The sequence below is a fragment of the Agrobacterium leguminum genome, assembly GCF_005144435.2.
Classification (GTDB): domain Bacteria; phylum Pseudomonadota; class Alphaproteobacteria; order Rhizobiales; family Rhizobiaceae; genus Agrobacterium; species Agrobacterium leguminum.
Genome location: NZ_CP120212.1, coordinates 213,148 through 234,619, shown reverse-complemented (window position 1 = coordinate 234,619; position 21,472 = coordinate 213,148). Strand labels below are relative to the sequence as shown.

The following is a 21,472-nucleotide window of genomic DNA, read 5'->3' as shown; positions in this document are numbered from 1 at the left end:
CCGACGGGGAGAAGAAACAAGCGGCGCGCGCTTGCGTCATCGCGCAGCTCTTTGGGCTCAGGTTTGGGCTCAGGACTATCGGTTAACGGCAGAAGTTGACGGCTGTAGGGTGGCCGGGATGTGGAGCTTGGTCTGCCATCTGACGACGTTATCAATTAACGCGTGTCGTCTGCTGCTGCACCCTTTCCGTTATGGGGCAACCGTCCTGAAGCTTGGTCCAGGACGAAACGTTGAGCTTCATCTCGCAGCGCGCGAGATAAGAGCCGCCGTCGACCTTCAGGCAGGATGTCTGGCCGAGCTGGAACATGACGCCGCGATTTCGGCATTTGCAATTGTGGGCATCCGCCAAAGTCGGAATAAGGGCCATGATCAGGCCAAGTATGAGCACTCCAGGACGCATGGCTGAGGCTCCAAAGGATATCCCGCCAGATTACTCCTGTCCGAGGGCATAGTCAAAACGTCTTCCCTCCACGACGCCCGCGCCGGAAGGCCAGTAATCGCTGCGAACTTCTCCGCTATCACTCGATCAAAATCGCGCGGATATCATTCACATTCGTCAGCGTCGGCCCCGTCACGACAAGGTCTCCTGCTGCCCTGAAAGCGGTGTAGCTGTCGTGGCCCACGAGCGACTGACGCGGATCGACGCCGGCTTCGCGCATGCGGGCAAGTGTGTCCGGTGTTACTACCGCACCCGCCGCATCCTCCACGCCGTCTATGCCGTCGCTATCGCCGGCAATGGCCCAGATGCCGTCCGCAGCTTTGAGCGTCAGCGCAAGGCTCAGCAGGAATTCCGTATTGCGGCCGCCCTTGCCAGCCGGCCCCTTGCCGATCGTGACTGTGGTTTCGCCGCCTGAAAGCAGCACGGCCGGGCCTTTGACCGGCAGGCCCTTGCGGCTGGCGGAAAGAGCGATACCGGCCATGACAGCGCCGACATCTTTTGACTCGCCTTCCAGCGAATCCCCGAGGATGAGCGGCGTAAGCCCGAGTTTCACCGCCTCATCCGCTGCCGCCTGCAGGGCGAGCGAGGGGGCGGCGATCAGCCGGATATCCTCGTCGATATCGCCTGTCTTCGGTGTTTCCTCGCCTTTTTCCAGCACCTTGCGCACGTTTTCGGGAAGATCGAGCGCATAACGGGAGATGATTTCCCGCACGGTTTCGATATCGCTCGGATCTGCAACCGTCGGGCCGGAGGCGATTTCGGAGGGATCGTCTCCCGGCACATCGGAAATAAGCAGCGAAACGACCCTGGCCGGTTTGGCGGCCAGCGCCAGCCGCCCGCCCTTGATGCGGGAGAGATGTTTGCGCACGGCGTTCATTTCGGAAATCGTCGCGCCGCTGGCAAGCAAGGCGCGGTTCACGGCCATCTTGTCGGCAAGCGTCATGCCTTCGGCAGGCGCCACCATCAGCGCCGAACCGCCGCCGGAAATCAGCGCGATCACCATGTCGTCCGCCGTCAGCCCTTCAACGGCGGCGAGAATGCGTTTTGCCGCTTCCGCGCTTTTATCGTCGGGCACGGGGTGCGAGGCCTCGATGAGTTCGATGCGTGTGGTCGGGACGGCATGGCCGTAACGCGTCACCACCACACCGGAAAGATCGACATGCGGCCATGCCGCTTCAAGCGCTGCGGCCATGGCGGCCGAAGCTTTGCCGGCGCCCACCACCACGCAGCGGCCTTTGGGCGGGGAGGGAAGGTGGTGTTGCAGCACCTTTGCCGGATCGGCGCTTGCGACTGCCGCCATGAAAATCCGGTTGAGGGCGTCTTTTGCGCTGTGATCGTTCCATGCGCTCATCGGTTCATACTCCGATCCAGAGGAAGCCGAGCGCGAACAATGCCGGCAATGCCTGAATGAACAGGATCTTCATATTGGCGGTGATGGCGCCGAAAATACCGGCCACCAGAACGCAGGTCAGGAAGAAAACCTTGAAGCTCAGCCCTTCATCGCCCTGCATCAGCCCATAGATCAGCCCCGCTGCGAGAAAACCGTTATAAAGCCCCTGATTGGCGGCAAGCACCTTTGTCTGCCGGGCGAAATCCGCCGAAAGGCCGAAGGCCCTGCGGCCGGCTGGCTTTTCCCACAGCAGCATTTCCAGAATGACGATGTAAATATGGATGGCCGCAACCACGGCAATCAGAATGCTGGCGATCATCGGCGGTTTCCTCCAAACCATGATGTCCGTTGCCGTTGTCAGAGTGAACAGGTGGCGAGCGGACAATTCCGTTTTAACGGCAGGGCAGAGGGCCGCAAGGTCAGAATCCTCTCTTCCCGTGCAAACTGTTGAAGACCGGCAGCCTATTGCTTGACTCTTTGCTGAAATAGGAACAAAACAAGAACAATAAAGATGAATAACCGGAATTGAAACCTGTCATGCCATGCAAAAGCGCGCGGATCAGTTGCTCGTTGTCGAAGAGCTGCGTGAAAGGCTGGAAAGGATCGGTAACGGCGCTCCGCGCCTGCACGAGACCTTGCCTTTCGGCGTGGATGCCATCGACCACCACCTGCCGGGAGGCGGGCTGAAGCTCGGTTGCCTGCATGAGGTGAGCGGCGGCGGCAATGGCGCTGCCGATGGCGCGGCGGCCGCCCTTTTTGCGGCCGGTGTGGCAGCAAGGCTTTCCGGCAAGGTTTTATGGTGTGTCACCCGCCGGGATCTGTTCATGCCGGGGCTGACGCAGGCGGGCCTGTCGCAGAACCGGGTCATCATCGTTGAATGCCGTGATGAAAAAGGCGTGCTCGACTGTTTCGAGGAAGGCCTTCGCTGCAACGGCTTCGGCGCAGTGATGGGTGAGGTGGCGAAACTGCCGATGAACGCCTCACGGCGGCTGCAACTGGTGGCGGAAACCTCCGGTGTGACCGGCATCGCCATCCGCCGTTTCCGTCGCGCCGCCGATGCGGCGCTGTTCGGCGAGCCGACGGCGGCGGTGACCCGCTGGCGCATCTCCGTCCGGCCCTCATCCCCCTTGCCGGTGCCGGGGGTGGGCAGGCCGCGCTGGTTTCTGGAACTTTTGCGATGTCGCGGCGGCGAAAGTGCCGAATTTGAAGTGGAAGCCTGTGATGCAAAGGGTCGTCTCGCTCTACCTGCCGACATGGTCGACGGATCGTTTCCGGCGTCTTTCGGGCAAGGACGCGCCGCCGGTTGAAAAACCTCTGGTCATGATCGGCCGCCAGGGCAGCCGCCGGCTGGTGCTGGCGCTCGACAAGGCGGCAAAGGCGGCGGGCATCCGGCCCGGCACGCCGGTCAGCAAGGCGCAGGCGCTGGTGCCGGGCCTTATCGTGGAAGATATGGATACGGCTGGTGATGCCCGCGCCCTGCAGCAGCTGGCCTTTCATTTCCTGCGCATCTATGCCCCCATCGTTGCCGCCGACCCGCCGGACGGGCTGGTGCTGGACACGGTGGGGGCGGACCATCTGCACGGCAATGAGGCGCTGATGCTGAGCGGCATGGTCAACCGCCTGCATGCCGCCGGTTTTGCCGCCCGCGCCGCCATTGCCGATAGCTGGGGAGCGGCCCATGCGCTGGCCCGTTTCGGCCGTGAGGAAATCAGCATCGTGCCACCGGGCGGGCAGCGGGTGGCGGTTAGCGGCTTGCCAGTGGCCGCGCTCAGGCTGGAAGAGCGTATTGTTTCCGGGCTGAAGGTGCTCGGTTTCCGCAGCATCGGCGAGCTGGCCGATGCCCCGCGTGCGCCGCTGACCCTGCGCTTCGGCCCCGAACTCGTGCGCCGTCTTTCCCAGGCTTCCGGAGAAATCGGCGAACCCATTGAACCGGTGCGTGTGGCCGAGCTGGTGGAGGTGCGCCGCGCCTTTCCCGAGCCGATTGCAGCGGCGGAAACGATTGCCCGTTATACGCAGAAGCTGGTTGTGGAGCTTTGTGTCGCGCTGGAAAAGCGCGGCCTCGGCGCCCGCCGGGTCGATCTGGTGCTGCATCGGGTGGATAGCGGCTTGCAGGCGGTGCGGGCCGGCACCTCCAGACCGGTGCGCGACATCAAGCAACTGGTTCGGCTGCTGACCGACCGGATCGACACCATCGATCCCGGTTTCGGCATCGAGATGATGGTGCTGACCGCCACCCATGCCGAACCGCTTGTCGCCGCGCAGGCCCGTTCCTCGCTTCTGGAGGAGGGACGTGCGGACATCGCCGATACGGTCGATGTTATTCTCAATCGCGGCCACAGGGTCTATCGTTATGCGGCGGTGGCAAGCGACGTGCCGGAACGCTCCCTTACCCCCGTTGCGGCGCTTGCGCCTGAGGATACGCTCGGCTGGCCCGGCCACTGGCCGCGCCCGGTCAGGCTTTTTTCAAGACCGGAACCCATCGAGACGCTGGCGCTGCTGCCGGATCATCCGCCGCGTTATTTCCTCTGGAAAGGCGTGCGCCACAATGTGCGGCGCGCCGACGGGCCGGAGCGGGTGTTCGGCGAATGGTGGAAACGCGACCGGGAAAAGGCCGCCGTGCGCGATTATTTCACGGTGGAAAATGAAAGCGGCGAGCGCTTCTGGATTTTCCGCTCCGGTGACGGCGAACATGCCGAAACCGGCTCGCAGGGCTGGTTCATCCACGGGGTTTTCGCATGAATACGCCGCTTTACGCCGAACTGCAGGTGACCACGCATTTCTCCTTCCTGCGCGGTGCAAGCTCCTGTGAGGAACTTTTCGAACAGGCCAAAAATCTCGGTATCGAGACGCTGGGCATCGTGGATCGCAACAGCCTTGCGGGCATTCCCCGCGCTTACGAAGCCGCCAATAATCATGGCATCCGCCTCGTCATCGGCTGCAGGCTCGATCTGGATGATGATATCTCCGTGCTTGCCTATCCCATGGATCGCCCGGCCTACGGCCGGCTTTGCCGGCTGCTTTCCGTCGGCAAGAAAAGGGGTGGCAAGGGCAAGTGCCGGCTGACATGGGACGATCTCGTCGCCTATGGCGAAGGCCTGATCGTCGTGCTGCTCGCCGATCTGGCCGACGATCTCTGCGCTCTTCGCCTGCGGCGGCTGAGGGCTGCCTTTGCGGACCGGGCCTATATGGCGCTCAGCCTCAGAAGGCGGCCCAACGACCAGATGCGTCTTTTCGAACTGTCGAACATGGCGCTAGCCGCAGGTGTACCGACGGTGGTGACCAATGACGTGCTGTTTCATGTGCCCGAGCGGCGCATGTTGCAGGATGTCGTCACCTGCATCAGGCACAATTGCACCATCGATGAGGCGGGTTTCCGGCGCGAACGCCATGCCGACCGCTATATGAAGCCGCCGCAGGAAATGCACCGGCTGTTTGCCCGTTACCCCGAGGCGCTGGCCCGCAGTCTCGAAATCGCGAAGCGCTGCACCTTTTCGCTGAAGGAACTGGTCTATCAATATCCCGAGGAGCGCACCCTGCCGGGGCTGACAGCGCAGCAGGCGCTGGAAAAGCTCGTCTGGGATGCGGTATCGGAGCGTTATCCGGATGGCGTGCCGGAAAAGGTGGAAAAGGCGCTGCATCACGAGTTGGACCTGATCGGCAGGCTGGAATATGCGCCGTATTTCCTGACGGTGAATGCCATCGTCCAATTTGCGCGCGGGGAAGATATTCTGTGTCAGGGTCGCGGTTCTGCGGCCAATTCGGTGGTGTGTTACGTGCTCGGTATCACCGCCATTGATCCCCTCAAGGTCGATCTCCTGTTCGAGCGTTTCGTTTCGGAAGCACGGCGCGAACCGCCTGACATCGACGTGGATTTCGAACATCAGCGGCGCGAGGAGGTGATCCAGTGGGTTTACAAAACCTATGGCCATGACAAAGCCGCGCTGTGTTCTGTCGTCACCCGTTATCGCGGGCGCGGGGCGCTACGCGATGTTGGCAAGGTTCTCGGCCTGCCGGAAGATTTGACCAAACTTCTGTCCTCGCAGGTCTGGCGCTGGAGCGAAGGGGTGGATGAAAAGCAGGTGAAGGAGCTGAACCTCAATATGGAGGATCGTCGCCTTAAGCTCGCTTTCGAGCTTGCCAATCAGCTTGTCGGCACGCCCCGTCACCACAGCCAGCATCCGGGGGGCTTCGTTTTGACCCATGACCGGCTGGACGAACTGGTCCCGATCGAACCCGCTGCCATGGACAAGCGGCAGATTATCGAATGGGACAAGGACGATATCGATATCATGAAGTTCATGAAGATGGACTGTCTGGCGCTCGGCATGCTCTCCTGCATGAAGCGCGGCTTCGATATTCTGGAGGAGCGGACAGGCAAGAAGCACGATCTTACTTCCATGCCTGATGATGATCCCGCAACCTTCAAAATGATCCAGAAGGCCGATACGCTCGGCACCTTCCAGATTGAAAGCCGGGCGCAGATGTCGATGCTGCCGCGTCTGAAGCCGGCAAAATTCTACGACCTCGTCATTCAGGTGGCCATTGTTCGTCCTGGCCCCATTCAGGGTGATATGGTGCACCCATATTTGCGACGCCGTGACAAAAAAGAGGATGAACATTATCCGAAGGAGGAATTGAGAGGAGTGCTGGGCAAGACGCTGGGCGTTCCGCTGTTTCAGGAGCAGGCCATGCGCGTCGCCATCGAATGCGCCGGTTTTTCACCCGGCAAGGCGGATCAGTTGCGCCGTGCCATGGCAACCTTCAAGAATGTCGGCACCATCTCCAAATTCAGGCAGGATCTGATCGATGGCATGGTGGAGCGCGGTTATGCGCAGGACTTCGCCGAACGCATTTTCAAGCAGCTAGAAGGTTTCGGCAGTTATGGTTTCCCCGAAAGCCACGCGGCATCCTTCGCGCTGATTGCCTATGCTTCCTCATGGCTGAAGTGCCATCATCCCGATATTTTCTGCACGGCGCTTCTCAATTCGCAGCCCATGGGCTTTTATGCTCCGGCGCAGATCGTGCGCGATGCGCGCGATCATGGCGTGGAGGTGCGCCCGGTCTGCGTTAATAACAGCCGCTTCGACTGCACGCTGGAACCGACCGGCAAGACGGACACCAATGGCAAAGAACGTTATGCCGTGCGGCTCGGCATGCGTCTGGTGAAGGGGCTTTCCAACAATCATGCTGCCGATATCGTCGCCGGCCGGCAGGACCGGGCATTTGCCTCGGTGGATGATCTCTGGCGAAGGGCGGGCGTTCCCGCCGCCGCACTGGTCTGTCTTGCCGAAGCCGATGCCTTTCTGCCGTCGCTTTCGCTTGCCAGACGCGAGGCGCTCTGGGCCATCAAGGCTTTGCGGGATGAGCCGCTGCCGCTTTTCGCCGCCGCCGCCAGCCGGGAAAATACTGTCGTGGACGAGCTTCAGGAACCCGCCGTCGCGCTCCGGCCCATGACGGATGGCGGCGAGGTGGTGCAGGATTACGGTCATGTGGGGCTGACGCTACGCGAACATCCCATGACCTTCCTGCGGCGCGATCTTTCCCGCCGGCGCATCGTTACCTGTGCGGAGGCGGTGCGTGTGCGTGACGGCACATGGCTGGAAACGGCGGGTCTGGTGCTGGTGCGCCAGCGCCCCGGCTCGGCCAAGGGCGTGATTTTCATGACGCTGGAGGATGAGACGGGCATTGCCAATGCGGTGCTGTGGGTCAAGACCTTCGAAAAATACCGGCGTGTGGTGCTGTCTGCCGGCATGGTCGGCATTTACGGCAAGATCCAGCGGGAAGGCGAGGTGGTGCATCTGGTCGCCCACCGATTGACCGATCTGTCGGAAGCGCTGGCAAGTGTGGGCGAGCGCAACCGCGCCTTTCCGCTGCCGCATGGGCGGGGCGATGAGTTCCACCACGGCATGCCGCCGGAAGATCATCGCACTATTAAGAAACGCCTGCCGGCTACAGTCGATGATAACGATGAGGTGGAGCGGATAAAGGTCATTTCCCGCAATTTTCATTGAAAAGGCGGTTCAGATTATCTTTTTCGCGCCACGATATAAGGCCGCTTGTCATTGCCCTTTGTCGCGTGGAATTCCGTGGCCAGAATGTCGAAGCCTCCGGCTGTTATATGCCGGCTCAACTCGGTGGCGGTGAAGATGCCGGCATAGGGCGCCTTGCCGATTGCGCGCATGGCCGGCAACACAAGGCGGATGAGTGGGTTCATATCGCCGACGCAGGGTGTCTTGGTGATGAGAAGCCCCTGCGCGGCGAGCAGGGAATGGATGTGCTGCAATGTGCCGGGCAGATCGCGGACCAGATGAAGGTAATTGAAACCCAGAACCGCGTTAAACTGCGCGGGGTCGGGCACAAGCGTTTCCACGGTCGCCATGCTGAAAACGAGGTTGGTGAGAGAGCCGGCGGCGTGTTTTCTTTCCTGCGCAATCGCAATCATGTCGGTGGAAATATCCGTCGCAAGATAGTTTTTGACACCGCCTGCCAGCCGGATTGCCGTTGTCCCGGTGCCGCAGCCCAGTTCCAATACCCTGTCATCCGGTTTCAGCAGGGCGAGGGTCCGTTCCAGCGTGCGCGCATATCCGGTTTCATCCGAAATCCTGCCCCCGGCATATTTCCGGGCAGTCCGGTTCCAGAAACGGGCGTCGTCGGCAATGCTCATGGTGGATGCTCCCCGAACCCCACGCTTTCGCGTCGAGCGGATCTGATTTCACCCCGTATCCATATCCGTTTTATTTGAAGCTTTTAAGCCGCATCCTCCAGCCCCGCGGTGTCCTTCCTGCGGAACTGGCTGGGCGGCGCGCCGAGCACGCGTTTGAAGGCGCGGCTGAAGGAGGCTTCGGAATCGTAACCGAGCTTTTCTGCCGCCAGCGTTACGCGCATGCCTTCGCGCAGCCACAGCCGCGCCTGATGCATGCGCACGCGCACCACATAACGGGCCGGGCTTTCGCCGACCACGCGGGTGAAACGTTCCGCGAAACTCGAACGGGATGCGCCCATCAGCGAGGCAAGCTCCTCCACGCTCCAGTCCTTTTCGGGGTTGAGGTGGATGGCGGCCAGCACCCGCCCGAGTTCGGGATTGCGCACGGCGGCCAGCCAGCCGCTGGAATCGCCGCAGCCATATTCCACCCATGTGCGGATCAAGGTCGCGGTCAGCACATCGGCAAGCCTTGCCAGAATGCCGCCCGCGCCGACGCGGTTCAGTTCCACCTCGCGCGTCATGGCTTCCAGCAGATGGGGGATAGCCGGGTCGCTTTTGGCCAGATCGCTGGTCAGCATCACATCCGGCATCAGCTGCAGCAGCGGGTGCAGATTGTCCATGTTGAAACGCATCGAGGCGGTAAAGGCGACGGTATCGCCGCCGGCGCTCGCACATTCCATGTCGAAGATGCCCTGGCAGACTTCCTTCTTGCCGAAGCGGTCGAAAAGGGTGGGCTTCACATCCTCGCCGCTGCCCAGCACGTGGGCGTGCCCTCGCGGCAGAAGCACGGCGTCACCGCAGGTCAGCGTCAGCCATTCCCCGGAAGGTTTCTGCAATTTCGCCTGACCGACGCCGATGAAATGAAACCGCGCGGCTTCCTGTTCGGGAAAGGCCGTCGCCCAGGGTGTGGCCATGCGGCACCGGCCGTATTCGACACCATCGAGCCTCAGGCCACGCAACATTTCGGTCAGGGCATCATTCATGGCGCTCTCGCAAATTCGGATGTTTGGTTAAGGAATATGGATTTTCTAGCATGGAAACGCCGGGATGTCACGCATAGCTTATGCGCATCGATTTGCGGTTGTTGAACCGGACTCCCACCGGTTTCACCACTTTGTCTTTCCGTTTCAGGACGCATTCCGGGAATGCGCATCAGGAGATTTTCATGAACAACCGGACCATAAACGAGCTTGAATATGTGCCGCGCAAGACAGAGCCGGATGCGAAATGGGCGGCCGTGGTTTCGCTTTCGCTCGGCGTTTTTGGGCTGGTGACGGCGGAGTTCCTGCCGGTCAGCCTGCTCACGCCGCTTTCGGCCGATCTCGCCGTCAGCTCCGGCATCGCCGGTCAATCCATCACCGTTACGGCGCTGGTCGCGGCGGTCGCCGGCCCCGGCGTCGTCATCGGCACGCGCAGCATCGATCGCCGCTGGACATTGCTTGGGCTGACCACGCTGCTGATCATTTCCAGCACGCTGGCCGCCTTCGCCAACGGTCTTTTCATGCTGTTCGCCTCGCGTGTCCTGCTCGGCATCGGCCTTGGCGGTTTCTGGGCCATGTCGGCGGCGCTGGCGCTGAGGCTGGTGCCGCTTGAGAAGATGCCGCGCGCCATGGCCATCATCCTGACAGGGGTTTCGGTTGCCACCGTCTGTGCAGCGCCGGTGGGCGCGTGGATCGGCGCGACGCTTGGCTGGCGCTCGGCCTTTGTCGTTGCGGGTGCGCTCGGTGTCATCGCACTTCTCGTGCAATTGCTCACCGTTCCGTCGCTGCCGCCGGCTGGCGCACCCGGTCTTTCCACAATGTTCCGCCTGTTGCAGCGGCCGCAGGTCCGGATCGGCCTCCTGACGACGCTGTTCATCGTTGCGGGTCACTTTGCCGGCTTCACCTATGTCCGTCCGTTCCTGGAAGATGTGACGCTTCTTGGCGTCGAGGCGATTTCCCTCATCCTTCTGGTTTATGGTGTCGGCGGCTTTTTCGGCAATCTTTTCGGCGGTTTCCTCTCCGAGAAAAACACGGCATGGGCGGTGACGTTCGCCGCGACTCTCATCGCGGCATCGGCCTCCGTTCTGGTCGTTGCGGGTGCGTCGCCCCTCGTTGCGGGCCTTGCCATCGCTGCCTGGGGCTTTGCCTTCGGTGCGCTTCCGGTCAGTGTGCAGAGCTTCATCACGCGGGCCGCTTCCGATGAAGCAGAAAGCGCCGGTGCGCTGCTGCTCACCACGTTCCAGATCGCCATTTCCAGCGGTGCGGTTCTGGGCGGCCTGCTGATCGATCTTCAGGGGGCGACGATGGTCTTCGTCTTCGTAGCGATTGCCGCCCTTCTCGGCGCATCGTTGATGGCGTCACGCCGTGGCGTGGTGCCGCAGGTCGAGGCATCGCAGGGGTAATTGGTCGAAGAAACCGGACCCGCATTCCTGCGGGTCCTACTCCTCCTCAAACCGTCTTGATCGCCTTCTGCGTCCGGTCTTTACCGACCTCGATCACGTGGCGCATGGCTTTCACCGCCGCATCCGCGTCACGCGCCGCAATCGCATGGACGATGCGCAGATGATTGGACGCGATTTCGGCAATGGTGCCAGGCGAAGCGGCCGGCGAAGAGAGCTGGAAGGAAATGGCAAGTGCTGCTTCGATCAGCCCGCTTGCCGAGCGCATGAAGGGGTTGCCGGACATATGCGCCACGGCAAGGTGGAATTCGAGATCGACCTTGGCAATGCTTTCGGGCGTATGTTTAGGATTGTCGAATTTGGCGGCGATGACGTAAAGCGAAACGATATCGTCATTGGAGGCCTGCAGGGCCGCTGCCGCTGCCGCCGCCGGTTCCAGCGCCAGGCGGATCTCCGCCAGATGCGTGACGAATTCCTGGTCTATGCCGGCCTCGCAGCGCCAGCCCAGCACATCCGGATCGAAGAAGTTCCAGCTTGAGCGGTCGAGAACGCGGGTGCCGACCTTCGCCTTGGGTTCGACCAGCCGCTTGGCCGCCAGCGTCTTCATGGTTTCGCGCAGCACGGTGCGCGAGACGCCGAAGCGCATGGAAAGTTCCGCGTCATTGGGCAACAGGGAGCCTTCCGCAATTCTGCCCGAAACGATGGCGCTGCCGAGTTCGGAGACCACATGGGCGTGGCTGTTCCGGCGTTTTCGCCCGCTTATCGTCGTTTCGAGCAGCCCCAAGCAAGCCTCCCTTGGCAATTATGCCGGATGCGGTCCGGCCAGTCTCCTGTTTGAATACCAGATGATTGCGCGCTGCAACACGATGAAGATGAAAAGCAGCACACCGATGACGATTTTCGTCCACCAGGAGGAAAGCGTCCCGTCAAAAACGATGTAGGTCTGGATCAAGCCCTGTATCAGAAGGCCGATGAAGGTTCCCGCCACCAGCCCCGTGCCGCCGGTCAGCAGAGTGCCGCCAATGACGACGGCGGCGATGGCGTCGAGTTCCACCCCCACCGTCGCCAGCGAATAACCCGACGAGGTGTAGAGCGTATAGACGATGCCGGCGAGGCCCGACAGGAAACCGGAAAGCGCATAGATGCCGATGGTCGTCGCCCCGATCGGCACGCCCATCAGCTCGGCCGATTGCGGGTTGCCACCGAGCGCATAGACATTGGCGCCAAAGCGGGTGCGGCTGGCGATCAGCATGCCGGCAGCAAAGACGAGAAGCATCAGCATGGCCAGCGCCGTCAGCCTGCCGCCGCCGGGAAAGCGATAATAAAAGCCCTGTATCGCATCGATGAAGGGATGCGAGATCGGCACGGACTGGGTGGAGATGAGGTAAGCCGCGCCGCGTGCCAGAAACATGCCCGCCAGCGTTACCACGAAGGGCGGGATGGCGAGGAAGCGGATCATCGCCCCCATCAGGCAGCCGAACAATGTCGAGACAACCAGCACGATGGCGAAGGCAAGCAGCGGATGGATGTTATAGGTGCCGACCATGACCGCCACGAAGACACTGGTGAAGGCGATGACCGAACCGATGGACAGATCGATGCCGCCAGACAGGATGACGAAGGTCATGCCGACCGCCGCGATGCCGAGAAAGGCGTTGTCGGTCAGAAGATTGCCGATCACCCGCGTCGACAGGATCGCCGGATATTGCAGCACGCACAGCAGATAGGCGATGACGAAGATCGTCAGCGTGGTGAGGAAGGGCAGGTTGCGGCTGTGGATCATCGCGCGGTTCCTTCCTTGGTCATGCCATTGGCGGCGGCCGGTTTAGCGTGTGGCTTGGGCGCTTTCACGAAGCCGAGTACCGTCATGATTGCCGGCGATTGCAGCGTCAGCACCACCATGATGATGCCCGCCTTGATGATGAGGTTGAATTCCGGCGGAAAGCCCGAAACGAGAATGCCGGTATTGATGGTCTGGATGATGAGCGCGCCGATCAGCGAGGCGGTGATGGAGAAGCGCCCGCCGTTCAGCGAGGTGCCGCCGATGACCACGGCAAGGATGGCGTCCAGCTCCAGCCAAAGCCCGGCATTGTTGGCATCTGCGCCGCGTATATCGGCGGTCACGATCATGCCGGCGATGGCCGCGCAGAGGCCGGAAACGGCATAGACGAAAAACAGCAGGAAGCGCGCCCGCACACCGGCAAGCGCTGCCGCACGGCGATTGATGCCGGTCGCCTCGATCAGAAAACCGAGCGCGCTCTTGCGCACCAGAAGGCCGATCAGCAGTGCGGCCGCCACCCAGATGATGACGGGCAGCGGTATGCCCGCGAACGAGCCGGAACCGATGGCGGAAAAGCTGTCATTGTTGAAGGTGAGAATGACACCCTCGGTGATGAGCTGGGCGATGCCGCGTCCCGCCACCATCAGGATCAGGGTGGCGATGATCGGTTGTATGTCGAGAAGGGCGACCAGCACGCCGTTCCACAGACCGCAGGCAATGCCCACCGCAAGCGAGATGACAATGACCGAAGGAATGGAATGGCCGTTGCTGATGAGCGTGGCAGCGACCGCGCCGCAGATGGCGATGACAGCGCCGATGGAAAGATCAATGCCCTTGGTGGCGATGACCAGCGTCATGCCGATGGTCAGAAGCGCAACCGGTGCGGCGCGCACGAGAATATCCACCAGACTGCCATAGAGCCGGCCGTTCTGGAACGAGACATGCAGGAAACCCGGCGAAAGGATTGTAATCGCTGCCAGAATGATGAAGAGTGCGGCAAGCTGCGGAGCAAGTCTTTTGAGGCGTCGTGTCATTGCTGTCATCACGCCGCCTCCGTTTTCGCCGCATCTGCAATCGCCCGCATGATGTTGTCGGCGGTCACCTCGCTGCCTTTCAATTCGCTGACATGGCGGCGGTCGGAGAGCACGATCACACGGTGGGCGACGGCGGTAAGCTCTTCCAGCTCGGAGGAGATGACGACGAGCGACATGCCCTCGCTGCAGAGTTTTTCGATCATTTTCAGGATTTCCGCATGCGCGCCGATATCGATGCCGCGTGTCGGCTCGTCGAGGATCAGCAGCCGGGGGTGGGTGGCGAGCCAGCGCGCCAGAATGGCCTTCTGCTGGTTGCCACCGGACAGGAATTTGATCGGCCGCTCGGGATCGGCGGGGCGGATATCGAGCGACTTGATGAAGCTTTCGGCAAGCTCAGCCTTCTGCCGGCGCGAGAGCGGCCGTGCCCAGCCCTGCCGTGCCTGAAGCGCCAGCGCGATATTATCGGTGACGGAAAAGTCGCCGATGATGCCATCCGTCTTGCGCTCTTCCGGACAGAATCCGAACCCGGCCGAGATGGCGGCTTCAGGAGACGAGATCGCCGCAGCCTTTCCGTCGATTGTCGCCGTGCCGGTATCGGGCCGGTCGATGCCGAACAGCAGGAAGGCGGTTTCGGTTCGGCCGGAGCCAAGGAGACCGGCGACGCCGACGATCTCTCCCGGCCGGATGCCGAGATCGAAGGGCGCGATGCTGCCGCGTTTGCCGTAACCTTCGAAACGGATCGGCGGCTCGCCCTCGGCAACCGTATCTTCGGTCGCCTGATGTTCATGGGTGATGTGCTGAAGCTCGCGGCCGAGCATCATCGAGATCAGTTCGGAACGGGGCAGGCTGCCGATGTCACGGGTGCCGACGAGGCGGCCATTGCGAAGCACCGTCACCCGGTCGGCGATATCATAGACCTGATTGAGGAAGTGGGTGATGATGACGATGCCGATGCCGCGGGCGCGCAGGTTTCTCAAGACGCCAAACAGCATCTCGACCTCATGGGCATCAAGGCTGGCGGTCGGTTCGTCCAGCACCAGCACCTTGCCGGAAAGATCGACGGCGCGGGCAATGGCGATGATTTGCCGGATGGCCACGGAATAGCTTGAAAGAAGCGCGTTGACGTCGATGGAAAGCCCGTATTGCGCAAGCAGCGCCTGCGAATTCTTCTGCATCGTGCCGCGGTCGATCAGCCCGAAGCGGCGCGGCTGGCGCCCAAGAAACAGGTTTTCGGCAACCGTCAGGTTTTCGAGAAGATTCACCTCCTGATAGACCGTGCCGATACCGAGCGCCTGCGCCTCGCCCACATTGGCGGGCGAAATCTCGCTACCCTCCAGAAAGATCGAGCCGCTGTCGCGGTGATAAACGCCGGTCAGGATTTTGATGAGCGTCGATTTACCCGCACCGTTTTCGCCGAGCAGGGCATGGATTTCACCATGTCCAAGCGAAAAATCGACGCCATCGAGCGCCGTGATCCCCAGAAAGGATTTGCCGATGGCGCGTGCTTCCAGAAGTGGTGCCGTTTCGGACATTGAGCAGGTTCCGCATGAAAAACGCCATGATGGAGCGGCACGAACGACGCGCCGCTCCTTCCGAAGAATGGGGTATCAGTAACCCAGACCCTTCTTCGCCTCGTAGACCTTCATCGGGTCGTCGGACGCCGTATAGAGCTTGGATTCGGTCTGAATCCACTTCGGCGGGGCCTTCTTGTCCTTCAGATAGGCTTCGAGCGCGTCGAAGGCGGGGCCGGCCATGTCAGGCGTCAGTTCGACGGTGGCGTTGGCTTCGCCGGCCGCCATGGCCTTGAAGATATCAGGCACGGCATCGATGGAAACGACCTTGATGTCGGTTCCGGGTTTCAGGCCGGCTTCCTTGATCGCCTGGATCGCGCCGACGGCCATGTCGTCATTATGAGCGTAGACAGCACAGATATCCTTGCCGCCGCCTTCGGCCTTGATGAAGCTTTCCATCACTTCCTTGCCCTTGGTGCGAGTGAAGTCACCAGTTTGCGAGCGCGCGATCTTGATGTTCTTGTGCGAGGCAATCGCCTCTTCGAAGCCCTTCTTGCGGTTGATGGCGGGCGAAGAGCCGGTTGTGCCCTGCAATTCCACGACCTTGCAGTCCTTGGAGCCGACATCCTTGACCAGCCAGTCGCCGGCAACCTTGCCTTCATGAACCTGATCGGAGGTTACGGCGGTGAGGTAAAGATCGTCCGAAGCCTCGATCTGGCGGTCGAGCAGGATGACAGGGATTTTTTCTTCCTTGGCTTCCTTCAGCACGGCGTCCCAGCCGGTTGCGACGACCGGAGCGATCAGGATCGCATCGACGCCCTGCGCGATGAAGCCGCGAACGGCCTTGATCTGATTTTCCTGCTTTTGCTGCGCGTCGGCGAATTTCAGCGTGACGCCGCGCTTCTCCGCCTGCTGCTTGGTGACGGTTGTTTCAGCCGCGCGCCAGCCGGATTCCGAACCGATCTGCGAGAAGCCGACGGTAAGCGATTGTGCGGAAACACTGGATGCAAGGCATGCGGAAACGGCGACAGTGAATGCCGCAAGAGCTTTTCTCATCTTATCCTCCCAGAGATGATGTCAGCGTGACGGCGACACTATGAGCATATAGTAATACTCTTGAAAAGTGGTTTTTTAGCCTTTTCGCAATTTGGCTTTCACGAGCTGCGACGAAATTTTGTCATAAAATACAATGAATCAATGGTTTGTGTAGAAATTAACTGCATTCTTTCCCTGTCTGAACAGGCCGAAAATGGCCCGTGATGTGGCTTGACAGTGAATGGCGGCATCTAATAGTAATACAAATAAAGAGATCAGACTGAGGCGGAGTGCCGGGCCATCGGGCCAGCCGCATTCCGGCAAGGCAGGGAGGAAGAGGCCGTTGCGCGACACCGGTATCATCGTAAATGCCGAAAAATATTCGGTTAAAGCCGAAGAACAGCTCCAAATCACTCGTCTGGGGCTGCTCTGTCGGTTATGCGTGATCTCCGAAAGCTGATTCCATTTTCCTTGCGCACAACATAAGCTTGTCGCATTTCGTAATATTTTACCGTTGGCCACTTCCGGCTGGAGACCTGCATAATGACCAAATCCGACAATCTGCCTGCAACCCAAGGCAAGCTTCGCTCGCGCGCGTGGTTCGACAATCCCGCCAACGCGGATATGACCGCGCTTTATCTCGAGCGTTACATGAACTTCGGTCTGAGCCAGGCCGAGCTTCAGTCCGACCGCCCGATCATCGGCATTGCGCAGACCGGTTCGGACCTTTCGCCCTGCAACCGCCACCATCTGGAACTGGCGAACCGCCTGCGTGAAGGCATCCGTGAAGCGGGCGGCATCGCCATCGAATTTCCGGTGCATCCGATCCAGGAAACCGGCAAGCGCCCGACCGCTGGTCTCGACCGTAACCTTGCCTATCTCGGCCTCGTGGAAGTGCTTTACGGTTACCCGCTCGACGGCGTTGTCCTCACCATCGGCTGCGACAAGACCACGCCTGCCTGTCTTATGGCGGCGGCCACCGTCAACATTCCGGCCATCGCCCTTTCCGTCGGCCCCATGCTGAACGGCTGGTTCCGTGGCGAACGCACCGGTTCCGGCACCATCGTCTGGAAGGCGCGCGAACTGCTGGCGAAGGGCGAGATCGATTATCAGGGCTTCGTCAAGCTCGTCGCCTCTTCGGCTCCCTCCACCGGTTACTGCAACACCATGGGCACGGCAACGACCATGAACTCGCTGGCTGAAGCGCTCGGCATGCAGCTTCCGGGCTCCGCCGCCATTCCGGCGCCTTACCGCGACCGTCAGGAAGTCTCCTACCTTACCGGCCTGCGCATCGTCGAAATGGTCAAGGAAGACCTGAAGCCTTCCGATATCATGACCAAGGATGCCTTCATCAACGCCATCCGCGTCAATTCGGCCATCGGCGGTTCCACCAATGCGCCGATCCATCTGAACGGCCTCGCACGTCACGTCGGCGTCGAGTTGACGGTGGATGACTGGCAGACCTATGGCGAAGATGTGCCGCTGCTCGTCAACCTGCAGCCGGCCGGCGAATATCTCGGCGAGGATTATTACCATGCCGGCGGCGTTCCTGCCGTCGTCAACCAGCTGATGAACCAGGGACTGATCATGGAAGACGCCATGACCGTCAACGGCAAGACCATCGGCGAAAACTGCCGTGGCGCCATCATCGAAGACGAGAAGGTCATCCGTCCCTATGAACAGCCGCTCAAGGAGCGCGCCGGCTTCCGCGTTCTGCGCGGTAACCTGTTCTCCTCCGCCATCATGAAGACCAGCGTGATCTCGGAAGAGTTCCGCAACCGTTACCTCTCCAACCCGAACGACCCGGAGGCCTTCGAAGGCCGCGCCGTGGTGTTCGACGGTCCGGAGGACTACCATCACCGCATCGACGATCCGTCGCTGAAGATCGACGCCAACACCATACTCTTCATGCGCGGCGCAGGCCCCATCGGTTATCCGGGTGCCGCGGAAGTGGTGAACATGCGCGCGCCGGATTATCTTTTGAAGGAAGGTGTCAATTCGCTGCCCTGCATCGGCGATGGCCGCCAGTCCGGCACGTCGGGCAGCCCGTCCATCCTCAACGCTTCGCCCGAAGCGGCGGCCGGCGGCGGTCTCGCCATCCTGCAGACGGGCGACCGCGTCCGCATCGATGTGGGCCGCGGCAAGGCGGATATCCTGATTTCCGGCGAGGAACTGGCCAAGCGTTACGAAGCGCTTTCCGCCGAGGGCGGTTACAAGTTCCCCGATCACCAGACGCCATGGCAGGAAATCCAGCGCGGTATTGTCAGCCAGATGGAAACCGGCGCGGTTCTGGAGCCGGCCGTGAAGTATCAGCGTATTGCCCAGACCAAGGGCCTGCCGCGCGACAACCACTAAGGTTAGGTAGTTTCGACCGAGCGCTTTTTAATCAGCCCCGGGGTAAAACCCGGGGCCGAAACATTTTGAATACCGTGCTTCGCAACCGCGTAAACCGTGCGGGCGGCCGAAGAGCGCGATAGCATCATTGCTTACCTGCCTACTTCTCCGATGGGGCTGGCGGCTTTCCCAGATATGGCAGGAAGAACATGTAAAGCCCGCTGAAAACAAGCAAAGTCAGCGGCAGCAGCGGAGCAAAGACGATCATCGGTGGTGTCGGGCCGAAGGCCATCGAAGCGAAGTTCGCCAGAATGGTAATGGTCAGCAGAATGCCCAGCCACCGATGGCCCTGCCTTATCCAGTTTCGCAAGATCAAAATCGCCCCCAAGAAAAAGCATCCATGATGGAATGTGACACATCGGCGCTTCAGCGGGCCTGAACGAGCTTCCAGCCATTGCCGGAAGGATCGCGGAAGCTCGCATCCACCGAGCCGTAGCGGGTGATCGGTTCCTGGGTGAATTCGACGCCGCGTTTGTGCATGGCGTCAAAGGCTTTCTGGCAATCCTCGACCACCAGAACCAGCGGCGGCATGGCGCCTTTGGCCACGGCTTCGTTCAGGTCCTGCGCCGTCGCTTCATCAACGGTCGGGGCCTGCGGCCGAAACAGACCCAGCTGGAAATCCGGCTGGTCCGGGTGCTGCACGGTCAACCAGCGATAATCGCCGTTACGTGCGTCCGTATGCAGACGAAATCCGACTTTTTCGACATAAAATTGCAACGCTTCGTCCTGGTCGTGAACATAAAGCCCGACAAGTTGAACACCATTTTTCATGAGCTATCTCCCTTTCACTCACCGTGCCTACCGCTTTCCGTTCGCCGGCGCTTCTCCGAAACTGCGATTGTGAGATGGGGACGATGTGCGGCGCTGACGAAGCAATGGGGAACCTGCTCAAGGTCGGCAGGCAAAAGCCGCATCCTGCGCCGCAATTCACTCGGGTTTTCCCCCGTCACGTCGCGGAAAACACGGCCGAACGTGCCGATGCTGTTCCAGCCCGTTTGCAGCGCGATCTCGATGATCGGAAGGTCCGTGTCACGCAACAGCGCCACGGCGCGCTCCACCCGGCGGGTCAGCAGATAACGGTGAGGAGGTATGCCGAAAGCATCGCGAAACGATCTCGCGAAGTGCGCCTGCGAGGCGCCGCTGACGCTTGCAAGGCGTGAAACAGGCCACGCCTCATGGGGTGCCGCGTCCATATGATCCTTGGCCCGCAGAAGGCGGCGCAACAGTTGCAAGTCTCTGTTCGCAGAGTTCTTTTCGGGCCGGCGCATGCGGCAATCATTGTATGAACCGGCGGTCCTTGGCAAGGTTCATGGCTGCAAGCCGCTGTGAGTGGCTCAGATCACCGGGTAAAGCGACCAGAAGAACAGTTCATATTCCTGATCGCGGTCGTCGTCGTGCGACTCGTCATCGGGTCTGCGCGGTGTTTTGTCCTGAAACTCGGTCTCCACCCGCTCATTGACGACGGGCATCCTTCGGCCGATGCCAAAGAGGTCAAAGGAGAGCATGTTGAACCCTGCTACCATGGCCATTTCCCTTCTTCACGCGAGTTAACGTAGCGTTAAGTTTCGCGCGTTGCCATGATTTCGTCAAGATTGGCTGAGGAATTTGTCTACCATTTTTAACAACAATGTCGTGACTGACATTCCAACGCTGCCGGATTTGGCGCAATGAACGTTTATTAACGGCGTTAAACGCCGTTCGCAGGGGCGTCAGAATAGGCTTTTTCAGTCGCTTCCAGTGCGGAATCGGTATCTGCGGCATGGCCGAGGCTCTTCAGGGCGCTGGAGAAGGCCGCGATATTGGCTTTTACCGCCTCCGGATGTGCCCTCCGACCGGTGTGATTGAGCCTTATCAACCGTTCCGCGCCGGGGCCGACACCGGCGGAAAGATCCGCGCCCTGCTTTTGGGATGCAGCGGCGAGGAACGCTCCGGCTTCCACGGTATCCGGCAGGATCGCCGTGGAAACGAGGGCGGAGGCGTGTGCCTCTTCCACCCAGGTCGGGATACCGAGCGCCCTGATGCCGTTCCGGGTGGCCGCCGCCGCCCTTTCGTGGCGTTCATTGGCGGATGCCAAACCTTCCGCCTCTATCCTGTCGAGGGCGGCCTCCAGCGCATAGAATTCCAGCGGAGCGGGCGTTCCGGGCAGCACGCTGCGGCCGGCATCGAGCCAGAATTTCTTCTGGTCCATAAGCGAGAGCATGGAGTTTTCCGGCGCACCACCATGGGAAAGTAGCTCCCACGCTTTTTCGCTGACGGAAATGGCGGAAACCCCGGCCGGGCCGGCCAGCGCCTTTTGCGGGCCGATGACGGCGATATCGATGCCCAGCCGGTCGACCTCGAAGGCATGGCCGCCGATGGAGGCGACGGCATCGACAAGGGTTACGATGCCCTTTTTCCGAGCGAGCGCGGCAATGGCGGGCAGGGGGTTGAGAATGCCGCTCGCCGATTCCGCATGGACGATGGCGAGAAGATCGAAGCCCTGGCCCTCGTCCAGCGCCCGTTCCACCTCCTCCAGCGTGACCGGCTTTGCCGGGCTGGCGGTCAGGTTGCGCACCGTCGCGCCGCCTCTCGCGAGCCAGCCGCCGAACCATGCGCCATAGGGGCTGGTGACGATGTTGAGCGCTCTAAGACCCGGTCGGGCAAGGCTCGTCGCCGCCGCCTCAAGCGCCAGCACGGCTTCCGCCTGCATGAGAAGGACGTCGTTCCCCGTGCCCATCAAGGCTGCCAGCCGGTCAGCCAGAATCGCGTAACGCTCCGCGGGAAAAGCGGGCGGGTCGAGCAGCAATGCATAATCCGGAACGGGCAT

Annotated in this window: 20 protein-coding genes; 5 read left to right on the top strand and 15 right to left on the bottom strand. The window is 61.1% G+C overall.

The window, feature by feature from the left end:
- Positions 1-151: 151 nt before the first annotated feature.
- The 3 genes from CFBP4996_RS15640 to CFBP4996_RS15630 form a co-directional block, all read right to left on the bottom strand.
- On the bottom strand, positions 152-400 hold the full coding sequence (locus tag CFBP4996_RS15640; protein WP_059757328.1) for a hypothetical protein: 249 nt from the start codon (positions 398-400) through the stop codon (positions 152-154).
- A gap of 118 nt (positions 401-518) precedes the next feature.
- A complete protein-coding gene (locus tag CFBP4996_RS15635) occupies positions 519-1,790 on the bottom strand; it encodes a glycerate kinase type-2 family protein (RefSeq protein WP_080854613.1) in 1,272 nt (423 codons plus the stop codon).
- Between the two features lie 4 nt (positions 1,791-1,794).
- On the bottom strand, positions 1,795-2,148 hold the full coding sequence (locus tag CFBP4996_RS15630) for a DUF1304 domain-containing protein (RefSeq protein WP_080854614.1): 354 nt from the start codon (positions 2,146-2,148) through the stop codon (positions 1,795-1,797).
- 223 nt (positions 2,149-2,371) lie between these two features.
- Between CFBP4996_RS15630 and CFBP4996_RS15625 the strand changes: the two genes are divergently transcribed.
- The 3 genes from CFBP4996_RS15625 to CFBP4996_RS15615 are packed head-to-tail and all read left to right on the top strand — an operon-like array spanning position 2,372 to position 7,840.
- Positions 2,372-3,136, top strand: a complete 765-nt coding sequence (locus CFBP4996_RS15625; protein WP_080854615.1) for an ImuA family protein — start codon at positions 2,372-2,374, stop codon at positions 3,134-3,136.
- Positions 3,051-4,568, top strand: a complete 1,518-nt coding sequence (locus CFBP4996_RS15620) for a Y-family DNA polymerase (protein WP_162936103.1) — start codon at positions 3,051-3,053, stop codon at positions 4,566-4,568. Before CFBP4996_RS15625 ends, CFBP4996_RS15620 begins: the two co-directional genes overlap by 86 nt.
- Complete coding sequence (locus tag CFBP4996_RS15615) at positions 4,565-7,840, top strand: error-prone DNA polymerase (protein WP_080854617.1); 3,276 nt, start codon at positions 4,565-4,567, stop codon at positions 7,838-7,840. Before CFBP4996_RS15620 ends, CFBP4996_RS15615 begins: the two co-directional genes overlap by 4 nt.
- 14 nt (positions 7,841-7,854) lie before the next feature.
- Here CFBP4996_RS15615 and CFBP4996_RS15610 read toward each other — a convergent pair whose 3' ends face one another.
- On the bottom strand, positions 7,855-8,493 hold the full coding sequence (locus tag CFBP4996_RS15610; protein WP_080854618.1) for a class I SAM-dependent methyltransferase: 639 nt from the start codon (positions 8,491-8,493) through the stop codon (positions 7,855-7,857).
- A gap of 83 nt (positions 8,494-8,576) precedes the next feature.
- The gene (locus tag CFBP4996_RS15605; protein WP_080854619.1) at positions 8,577-9,515 is read right to left on the bottom strand and encodes an AraC family transcriptional regulator; all 939 of its coding nucleotides are present in this window, start codon (positions 9,513-9,515) and stop codon (positions 8,577-8,579) included.
- A gap of 182 nt (positions 9,516-9,697) precedes the next feature.
- Between CFBP4996_RS15605 and CFBP4996_RS15600 the strand changes: the two genes are divergently transcribed.
- The gene (locus CFBP4996_RS15600) at positions 9,698-10,915 is read left to right on the top strand and encodes an MFS transporter (protein ID WP_080854909.1); all 1,218 of its coding nucleotides are present in this window, start codon (positions 9,698-9,700) and stop codon (positions 10,913-10,915) included.
- Positions 10,916-10,961: 46 nt separating this feature from the next.
- Here the strand turns inward: CFBP4996_RS15600 and CFBP4996_RS15595 are convergent, their stop codons facing one another.
- The 5 genes from CFBP4996_RS15595 to ytfQ form a co-directional block, all read right to left on the bottom strand.
- Positions 10,962-11,696, bottom strand: coding sequence for a FadR/GntR family transcriptional regulator (locus tag CFBP4996_RS15595; protein WP_003523755.1), 735 nt, complete (start codon positions 11,694-11,696; stop codon positions 10,962-10,964).
- Between the two features lie 18 nt (positions 11,697-11,714).
- Positions 11,715-12,695 carry a galactofuranose ABC transporter, permease protein YjfF gene (gene yjfF, locus CFBP4996_RS15590; RefSeq protein ID WP_080854620.1) on the bottom strand — a complete coding sequence of 327 codons (981 nt, stop codon included), beginning with the start codon at positions 12,693-12,695 and terminating at the stop codon, positions 11,715-11,717.
- Complete coding sequence (locus CFBP4996_RS15585) at positions 12,692-13,735, bottom strand: ABC transporter permease (RefSeq protein WP_162936104.1); 1,044 nt, start codon at positions 13,733-13,735, stop codon at positions 12,692-12,694. Before CFBP4996_RS15585 ends, yjfF begins: the two co-directional genes overlap by 4 nt.
- A complete protein-coding gene (locus tag CFBP4996_RS15580; protein WP_080854622.1) occupies positions 13,735-15,258 on the bottom strand; it encodes a sugar ABC transporter ATP-binding protein in 1,524 nt (507 codons plus the stop codon). Before CFBP4996_RS15580 ends, CFBP4996_RS15585 begins: the two co-directional genes overlap by 1 nt.
- A 75-nt stretch (positions 15,259-15,333) precedes the next feature.
- Positions 15,334-16,293, bottom strand: coding sequence for a galactofuranose ABC transporter, galactofuranose-binding protein YtfQ (gene ytfQ, locus CFBP4996_RS15575; protein WP_020809449.1), 960 nt, complete (start codon positions 16,291-16,293; stop codon positions 15,334-15,336).
- A 522-nt stretch (positions 16,294-16,815) separates the two neighbouring features.
- Between ytfQ and CFBP4996_RS15570 the strand changes: the two genes are divergently transcribed.
- Positions 16,816-18,627: an IlvD/Edd family dehydratase gene (locus CFBP4996_RS15570; protein WP_003523749.1), complete on the top strand. Its 1,812-nt coding sequence runs from the start codon at positions 16,816-16,818 to the stop codon at positions 18,625-18,627.
- Positions 18,628-18,766: 139 nt separating this feature from the next.
- Here the strand turns inward: CFBP4996_RS15570 and CFBP4996_RS15565 are convergent, their stop codons facing one another.
- The 5 genes from CFBP4996_RS15565 to CFBP4996_RS15545 form a co-directional block, all read right to left on the bottom strand.
- Positions 18,767-18,976, bottom strand: a complete 210-nt coding sequence (locus CFBP4996_RS15565; protein ID WP_233283594.1) for a hypothetical protein — start codon at positions 18,974-18,976, stop codon at positions 18,767-18,769.
- Between the two features lie 56 nt (positions 18,977-19,032).
- Positions 19,033-19,437: a VOC family protein gene (locus CFBP4996_RS15560; protein WP_080854624.1), complete on the bottom strand. Its 405-nt coding sequence runs from the start codon at positions 19,435-19,437 to the stop codon at positions 19,033-19,035.
- 14 nt (positions 19,438-19,451) lie between these two features.
- The gene (locus CFBP4996_RS15555; RefSeq protein ID WP_080854625.1) at positions 19,452-19,934 is read right to left on the bottom strand and encodes a helix-turn-helix domain-containing protein; all 483 of its coding nucleotides are present in this window, start codon (positions 19,932-19,934) and stop codon (positions 19,452-19,454) included.
- Between the two features lie 66 nt (positions 19,935-20,000).
- Entirely contained in the window at positions 20,001-20,195 is a 195-nt protein-coding gene (locus tag CFBP4996_RS15550; protein ID WP_003523745.1) for a hypothetical protein, read from the bottom strand.
- Between the two features lie 158 nt (positions 20,196-20,353).
- Positions 20,354-21,472 carry a pyridoxal-phosphate-dependent aminotransferase family protein gene (locus tag CFBP4996_RS15545; protein ID WP_080854627.1) on the bottom strand — a complete coding sequence of 373 codons (1,119 nt, stop codon included), beginning with the start codon at positions 21,470-21,472 and terminating at the stop codon, positions 20,354-20,356.